Below are 6,802 nucleotides of genomic sequence, written 5' to 3' on the forward strand. Positions count from 1 at the left end.
GTTGTTTGATCCCCTGGTACGGCGCGCGCTTTGATGCTTGCGATCGCGGATCGGTTGTGTGGGTGAGGGGCGTCGGGCATGCGGAGCGGGCAGCGGTTGGGGCGGCGGTTCGGGTGGCTCTGGGGAGCGTACGGGACCAGCGCGCTCGGTACGTGGCTCGCCTTCGGCGCGTTCCCGCTGATCGCCATCCAGGTGTTGCAGGCCGGACCGGCCGAGGTCGCCGCGCTCTCCTGCGTGGGGGCTGTGGTGGGCGCGGCCGTGGCGGTGCCGCTCGGCCCGTGGGTGGAGTTCCGCCGCAAGCGGCCGGTGCTGATCGCGATGGACCTGGTGCGGTTCGCGGCGCTGCTGACGATCCCCGCCGCGTTCGCGCTCGGCGTGCTCACCTTCCTTCAGCTCCTGCTGGTCTCGGTCGTCGTCGCGGCGGCCGACATCACCTTCCGCGCCGCCTCCGGCGCGTACCTGAAGACGTTGCTGCGGGCCGAGGACCTGCTGGTGGCCAACGCCCGATTCGAGTCCACGGCCTGGACGACCACGATCATCGGACCGCCGCTGGGCGGCGCGGCGACCGGGCTCCTCGGTCCGGTGGCGACGGTGGTGGCCGACGCGGTCAGCTACCTGCTCTCCGCCTTGGGCATCAGCGCGATGGGCGGGCACGAGCCGCGGCCCCGGCGCCGGGAGGCCGCGCGCATGCGCGCCGGGGACCTGCTCGACGGGTGGCGATACATCCTCGCTGACGCGACGCTGCGCCGGCTGTTGTTCAACACCGCCGTGTTCAACGGCCTGGTGATGGCCACCGGGCCGCTGCTGGCCGTCCTGATGCTCGGCCAACTCGGGTTCGCACCGTGGCAGTACGGCCTCGCCTTCGCCGCGCCCGCGATCGGCGGGCTGCTCGGTTCGCGGCTGACCCGACCGCTCGTCACGTGGTTCGGGCAGCACCAGGTCCTGGTCGTGGCCGGGACGCTGCGCGCGCTCTGGCCCGTCGGCCTGGCCTTCCTGGGGCCGGGCACCGGAGGGCTGCTGCTGGTGATGGGCGTCGAGCTTGGGCTCATCTTCTGCTGCGGGGTCTTCAACCCCGTCTGCGCCACCTACCGCCTCGAGCGTACCGCGACCGACCGGGTCACCCGCATGCTGTCCGCCTGGGCGGTGACGACCAAGGCCTCGACCGCGCTCCTGACGGCCGCCTGGGGCGTGCTGGGCGCCCTGCTCGGCCCGCGTACGGCCATCGGCCTGGCCGGCGCGCTCCTGCTGGCGACCCCGCTGCTGCTCCCCCGCCGCCCGACCGCCCTTCTCTCCGAGCCGGCACCGAGCCGCGCCTGACGGCGCCAAGACCGTCACCGCGATCGGGGTGCGCCGCCCTTGTTCGGAGCGGTTCACCCGCCGCGTACAGTTCGGGGATGAGCGCGACGGGCCTACGCCGTAAGGAGCCCAGGGTGCGGTCGGGCAGTCAGCCGTTGAAGACGAGTTCGGGCTGGTCGCGGCGCTGGTGCAGGCCCCAGTACAGGGGGGCGATCTGCTCGGGAGTGGCCGCGGGGATGCCCTCGGGACCGCCGGCGCCGATCCAGGTGTTGATCGCTACGTGCGCGGCGTACACGCCACTGCCGGCCAGCTCGTTGTGCAGGTTGAGCACCCAGTTACGCAACGCCGCGGCGGCGGCGTTGACGTTGCCGAGCATGGGCACGGGGTGCACGGAGCCGCCGCCGGTGGTGAACAGCAGCGTCCCCGCACCGGCCTGCCGCATGGCGGGCAGCACCGCGCGGGCGGCGGCCAGGGCGCCATAGACGGTGTACTCGATCTGCGGCTGCAGGTTGTCCACCGTGACCTCGGTGGGGCCGGCCATGGTGAGGCCGGGTACCGGCGAGTGCGGGGCCGGGGAGTACTCCAGCACGTCCAGCCCGCCGAAGTGGTCCCCTGCCGCTTCGAGGGCGGCGGTGAGGGACGGGCGGTCCAGCACGTCCGCCGGGAACGCGGCGGCCCTGACGCCCTCTGCTTCGAGCTGGGCGACCAGCGTCTGGAGCTTCTCCTTGGTACGGGCGATGACGGCGACGTCGAAGCCGTGGCCGGCGAAGGTACGGGCGATGGCCAGGCCCAGGCCGGGACCGGCGCCGACGATGGCAATGGTGGGCACGATCAGGTGGCGGTGACCGGCACGCGCAGCGCGCCGGAGGCGGCCTGCCCGGCCAGGACGGTGCCGGCCAGGCCAAGCGCGCCCGCCTGCTGAACGGCCAGGCCCTCGGGGATGGGGGCGATGCCGTAGCCGGCGGGCACGGTGACGTACTGGGCCAGGGAACCGGTGCCCAGGAAGGGCTTCATCACCACGCCGAAGACCGCCTGACCGACCGCGAAGCCTTCGGTGCCCTCGCCGAGCGCCTCGACGGTGCCGGCGAAGTCCTTGCCCACCACCAGCGGGAAACGGTGCTCCATCATCTGCTGCAGATAGCCCGCCGCGGTGGAGGCGTCGAAGCCGTTGATCGAGGAAACGGCCACCTTCACCAGCACCTCTCCCGCCTCGGGGCGGGGGGTGGGGATCTCGGTCACGGCGGGGGTCGCAGGGACGGAGTTCAGCGTTACGGCACGCATGAGCTGCACCTTTCGAAAGTGGAACGGCCTACCCGTTTCCATCATGCAGCCTAGCAAAGAAAGTGGGTAACCCGTTCCACTTGGTAGAGTGGGCGTCATGACACCCACCGCAGAGCCCGACTCGCCCGCCGACCGGCAGCCCGAACCGGGGCTGCGCGCCGATGCCGAACGCAACCGCGAGCGCATCCTGACCGCCGCCCGCCGCCTGTACGCCAGTCACGGACTCGGCGTCTCCATGGCGTGTGTCGCCCGCGAGGCCGACGTCGGCAAAGCCACCTTGTCGCGCCGTTTCGCCACCCGCGAAGAACTCATCAACGCGGTCTTCGCCGACCGTATGGACGCCTACGCAGCCGCCGCCGCCGAAGCTCTCGCCGATCCCGACCCCTGGCGCGGCTTCACCGGCTACATCGAGGCCGTATGCGCCATGCAGGCCGCCGACCGCGGCTTCGCCGACGTGCTGACCATGACCTTCCCCGCCGCCAAAGCACTGGAAGCCCGCCGCACCGAGGCCTACAACGCGTTCCTTGAAATCATCGCCCGCGCCCAGGCCAGCGGCCACCTGCGCGACGACTTCACCTCAGAAGACCTCGTCATCCTGCTGATGGCCAACGCCGGCGTCGTCGCCGCCACCGCGGACGCCGCCCCCGGCACCTGGCGACGGCTGATGGGCCAGATGTTGCGCGCCTACGCCACCCCCGGCGCCGACCTGCCACCGCTGGAACAGGCCCCCGCACCCGCCGCTCTGTATCGAGCCATGGTCCGCCTCACCCGCCCCGCCCCTGACATTGGTGGAGCCGTCGAGCGACCGGACGGCCGTTGACGTTGCCAAGGATCATGGTGGGTGTCCCAGTGTTCATGCCCGGGGTTCGCACGCGCGCCGGTCAGCCCTTGGCCCCGCCTCGTCATCGGCGCTCTGCGGGGTGGCAGGTTTAGACGGATGAGTCAGAATTCGGGTGCGGCGGCCGAGGACGGCGCGAACACCTCCACCCCTGCTGGCACTCCGGGCACATTTCGGTCACCTCACTGGCTGCTATGCCCGCGTGTCCCGGAGGCGCTGGCCCGCTGGCAGGAGGGACGTGACCCGGCCGCACGGCGACGCTGAACTGCCCCGGCCGGAGCGGAGCGGCCGACGTCGAGATCGCCGCACAACTGTTCTGTCGGGCAATCAGCGGTAACGACTACGCGTTTCACCGGATTCGAGTGAGGGTGTCTTCCCCGCACCATGGCGGCATGCCGTTCATCACGACATCCGATCACACCCGCATCTTCTACAAGGACTACGGATCGGGCCGCCCGGTGGTGCTCACCCACGGCTGGCCGCTGAACTCCGACAGCTGGGAGGCCCAGGCCCTGTTCCTGGCCTCCCACGGCTACCGGGTCATCGCCCACGACCGGCGCGGTCACGGCCGGTCCGATGCGACCTGGCTCGGGAACGAGATGAACACCTACGCCGACGACCTGGCCGCCCTCCTCGACACCCTCGACCTGCGAGACGCCACCCTGGTGGGCTTCTCGACCGGCGGCGGTGAGGTGGCCAGATACGTCGGTCGGCACGGCACCGCCCGCGTGCGGCAGATCGTGATGGTCGCGGCCGTGCCGCCGTACATGCTGAAGGCCGAGGACAACCCCGGTGGCGTGCCGATCGAGGTGTTCGACGGCATCCGCGCCGGTTCGCTGCACGACCGTGCCCAGCTCTACCGCGACCTGGCCGACGGCCCGTTCTTCGGCGGCAACCGGCCGGGGGCCGACCCGTCGCAGGGCATGCGGGACAACTTCTGGCGGCAGGGCATGCAGGCCGACCACCGCGCCGCCTACGAATGCGTCGCCGCCTTCTCCGCCACCGACTTCCGCGCCGACCTGGACGCCATCGACGTACCGACCCTGGTCATCCACGGAGACGACGACCAGGTCGTGCCCTTCGAGATCGGTGGCAGGGCAGCTGCCGCCCGGATCAAGGACGCGGAGCTCAAGGTCTACCCGGGCGCTCCGCACGGCATCACCGACACCCACAACGAGCAGCTCGGCAACGACCTGCTCGCCTTCCTCAACGGAGACAAACTGACATGACACCCGACACGATCGTCCTCATCCACGGCTTCTGGGTCACGCCCCGGTCCTGGGAGCACTGGATCTCCCACTACGAGGCCAAGGGCTTCCGCGTGCTGGCCCCGGGCTACCCCGGCTTCGAGTTCGAGGTCGAGGCCCTGCGCGCCGACCCGCGGTGCTCGTGGTGCTCGTGGTGCAGAACTCTCTGGTGCCGCGCAGGAACTCCGTGGCGTAGGGGACGTCGCGCCAGGCCTGCAGTTCCGGCATGCGGGTGATCTCCGACTGCGCTTCGGCGGTGCCCATGGCGGTCCGGATCTGGTGGCACTCGCGCAGGAGTGCGCCACTGTGGTCCAGATCGCCCAGGATGGCGGCCTGCATCGACCAGGCGTAGAGCATCGCGTCCAGGTGGAACAGCGAACCGGTGCGCCGGGCCACGTCGGTGGCCCTGCGCATGATCGCGGTCTCCTCCTCGTCGTCCCAGAGCAGCATCGCCAGGGTGATGCTCGGCATGTACTTGGCCAGCGCGTACTCGTCGGGGGTCGCCGGGTTCAGGAAGTGGGCGACCGCCTCGCGGATGGGCGTCACGGCCGCCTCGTAGCCGTCGAGGATCAGCACGGCGAAGGCGTCCATCACCGGGTCGTGGTATCCGAGCGCCCGGGAGAACTCGGCGATCTCGGTGAGTGTGGTGTCCCGCATCATGTGCTCGGCCGTGATCGCCCACGCCGCGGCCCTCGTCAGCGCGCCATCGGAGAGGTCGGGCGCGACAGCGGCGAAGGCGCGCGCGGCGGTCACCGACATCGCCGGCGCGGCGCCATACGCCCCCGGCTCCGTGAGAGAGAGGGAGGCCATCGCCAGTGTCGTCAGCGCCCGCCCTCGGCTGACGTCGTCGAGTCCGGCGATGTCGAAGGTGTCGAGCAGCGTCTTCGCCTGCCTCGGGGCGCCCGCGGCCAGCGCCGCTTCGGCGGCGCCGACCCGCCGCCGGTCGCGGTCGCCGTCGCCGGGGCTCAATTCGGCGGCCCTGACCAGGTAGGTCACCCGCGCCGCGAAGCCGCCCCGGGCGGCCGCGCGGTCGGCCGAGCGTTCCAGCTCGGCGGCCACCGCCTCATTCAGCCCGAGGCAGGCCGAGGCGAGATGCCAGGCTCTTTTGTCGACGTCGGCGGCGATGTAGCCCAGGTCGCCGCTCGGTTCGGCGGCTGCCAGCAGCAGCCAGGTCTGGGTGCCGGGCGGCAGTTCGCGTACCCGCCGGAGGTAGTGCTCCTCCAGCCGGCCGCCGACCGGCAGCGGGTCGGGCAGCGACAACGTGCCGCTGAGCTGTCCCGTCGTCAGCTCCCGGCCCAGGTCGGTGAGGGCGAGCGGATTGCCGCCGGTCGCTGTGACGATCCGGGTCGCCACCTGGGTGTCGAGGTCGCCGTCGACCACCCGGCACAGCAGTTCCAGCGCGTCGTCCTCGCCGAGGCCGGTGACCTCGGTGACCGGGAGTCCGGAGAGGCCTTCGAGCTCTGTACGGGTGGCGAACACCAGCCCGATGCCCTCGGCGTAGGCCCGGCGGCCAACGAACGCGAGCACCCCGAGCGACTCCCCGTCGACCCACTGCGCGTCGTCGACACAGCACAACACCGGCTGCTCCGAGGCGACCTCGGTGAGCAGCGTCAGCGTGGCCATCCCGACGAGGAACCGATCGGCGGGCGGCCCTTCCTCCAGCCCGAACGCCACCCGCAGGGCCTGCCGCTGCGCGGTCACCAGCCGGTCGGCCCTCGCCAGGAACGGCACCAGCAGCCGGTGCAGCGCCCCGAACGCGAACGCCGCCTCCTCCCGCACCCCCGCCACCCGCACAGCCCGCAGCCCGTTGGCGCCGGCGACGTGGTCGAGCAGCACCGTCTTGCCGATCCCGGCATCGCCCCGCAGGACGACCACCCCACTCAGCCCGTTGCGCAGAGCCCCGGTGAAACGGTCGAGACTGGCCCGTTCCCGGGCACGGCCCACGATGCTCATAGCTGCTCATCCTGCCTGAAACAGATGTCCCTTCCAACCGGCGGAGACTTCCCTCCGTTTCTTGGACAACGCCGTCGACTACACCCCATCCCGACGATCGATACCGCCGGGTCCGGGTGACGCACCGATTCCATCCGCTGTTCGGCCGGGACTTCGAATTCGTCGCTCACCGCCACAACTGGGGTGA

At 71.3% G+C, this 6,802-nt stretch carries 6 protein-coding genes; 3 read left to right on the forward strand and 3 right to left on the reverse strand.

Going from position 1 to position 6,802, the window contains the following annotated elements; genetic code table 11:
* Positions 1-78 precede the first annotated feature (78 nt).
* Positions 79-1,317: an MFS transporter gene (locus ABGB08_RS42655; protein WP_347602718.1), complete on the forward strand. Its 1,239-nt coding sequence runs from the start codon at positions 79-81 to the stop codon at positions 1,315-1,317.
* A gap of 127 nt (positions 1,318-1,444) precedes the next feature.
* Here ABGB08_RS42655 and ABGB08_RS42660 read toward each other — a convergent pair whose 3' ends face one another.
* Positions 1,445-2,125 (reverse strand): SDR family NAD(P)-dependent oxidoreductase, encoded by a 681-nt coding sequence (locus tag ABGB08_RS42660; RefSeq protein WP_347602721.1) that lies wholly within the window; start codon positions 2,123-2,125, stop codon positions 1,445-1,447.
* A 2-nt stretch (positions 2,126-2,127) separates the two neighbouring features.
* On the reverse strand, positions 2,128-2,577 hold the full coding sequence (locus ABGB08_RS42665; protein ID WP_347602724.1) for an alcohol dehydrogenase catalytic domain-containing protein: 450 nt from the start codon (positions 2,575-2,577) through the stop codon (positions 2,128-2,130).
* A gap of 97 nt (positions 2,578-2,674) precedes the next feature.
* On the opposite strand from ABGB08_RS42665, the gene ABGB08_RS42670 reads away from it, so the two are divergent.
* Together ABGB08_RS42670 and ABGB08_RS42675 are read left to right on the forward strand one after the other, a co-directional pair.
* Positions 2,675-3,397, forward strand: a complete 723-nt coding sequence (locus ABGB08_RS42670) for a helix-turn-helix domain-containing protein (protein ID WP_347602727.1) — start codon at positions 2,675-2,677, stop codon at positions 3,395-3,397.
* Positions 3,398-3,807: 410 nt separating this feature from the next.
* Positions 3,808-4,644, forward strand: coding sequence for an alpha/beta hydrolase (locus tag ABGB08_RS42675; RefSeq protein ID WP_347602730.1), 837 nt, complete (start codon positions 3,808-3,810; stop codon positions 4,642-4,644).
* Between the two features lie 36 nt (positions 4,645-4,680).
* Here ABGB08_RS42675 and ABGB08_RS42680 read toward each other — a convergent pair whose 3' ends face one another.
* Positions 4,681-6,615: an ATP-binding protein gene (locus ABGB08_RS42680; protein WP_347602733.1), complete on the reverse strand. Its 1,935-nt coding sequence runs from the start codon at positions 6,613-6,615 to the stop codon at positions 4,681-4,683.
* Positions 6,616-6,802 lie beyond the last annotated feature (187 nt).

The sequence above is a fragment of the Acrocarpospora sp. B8E8 genome, from assembly GCF_039871605.1.
In the GTDB taxonomy this organism is placed as follows: domain Bacteria; phylum Actinomycetota; class Actinomycetes; order Streptosporangiales; family Streptosporangiaceae; genus Acrocarpospora; species Acrocarpospora macrocephala.

Coding starts and splice junctions, on each gene's coding strand:
- ABGB08_RS42675 (WP_347602730.1), top strand. CDS start 3,808: ATGCCGTTCATCACGACATCCGATCACACCCGCATCTTCTACAAGGAC.
- ABGB08_RS42655 (WP_347602718.1), top strand. CDS start 79: ATGCGGAGCGGGCAGCGGTTGGGGCGGCGGTTCGGGTGGCTCTGGGGA.
- ABGB08_RS42665 (WP_347602724.1), bottom strand. CDS start 2,577: ATGCGTGCCGTAACGCTGAACTCCGTCCCTGCGACCCCCGCCGTGACC.
- ABGB08_RS42670 (WP_347602727.1), top strand. CDS start 2,675: ATGACACCCACCGCAGAGCCCGACTCGCCCGCCGACCGGCAGCCCGAA.
- ABGB08_RS42680 (WP_347602733.1), bottom strand. CDS start 6,615: ATGAGCATCGTGGGCCGTGCCCGGGAACGGGCCAGTCTCGACCGTTTC.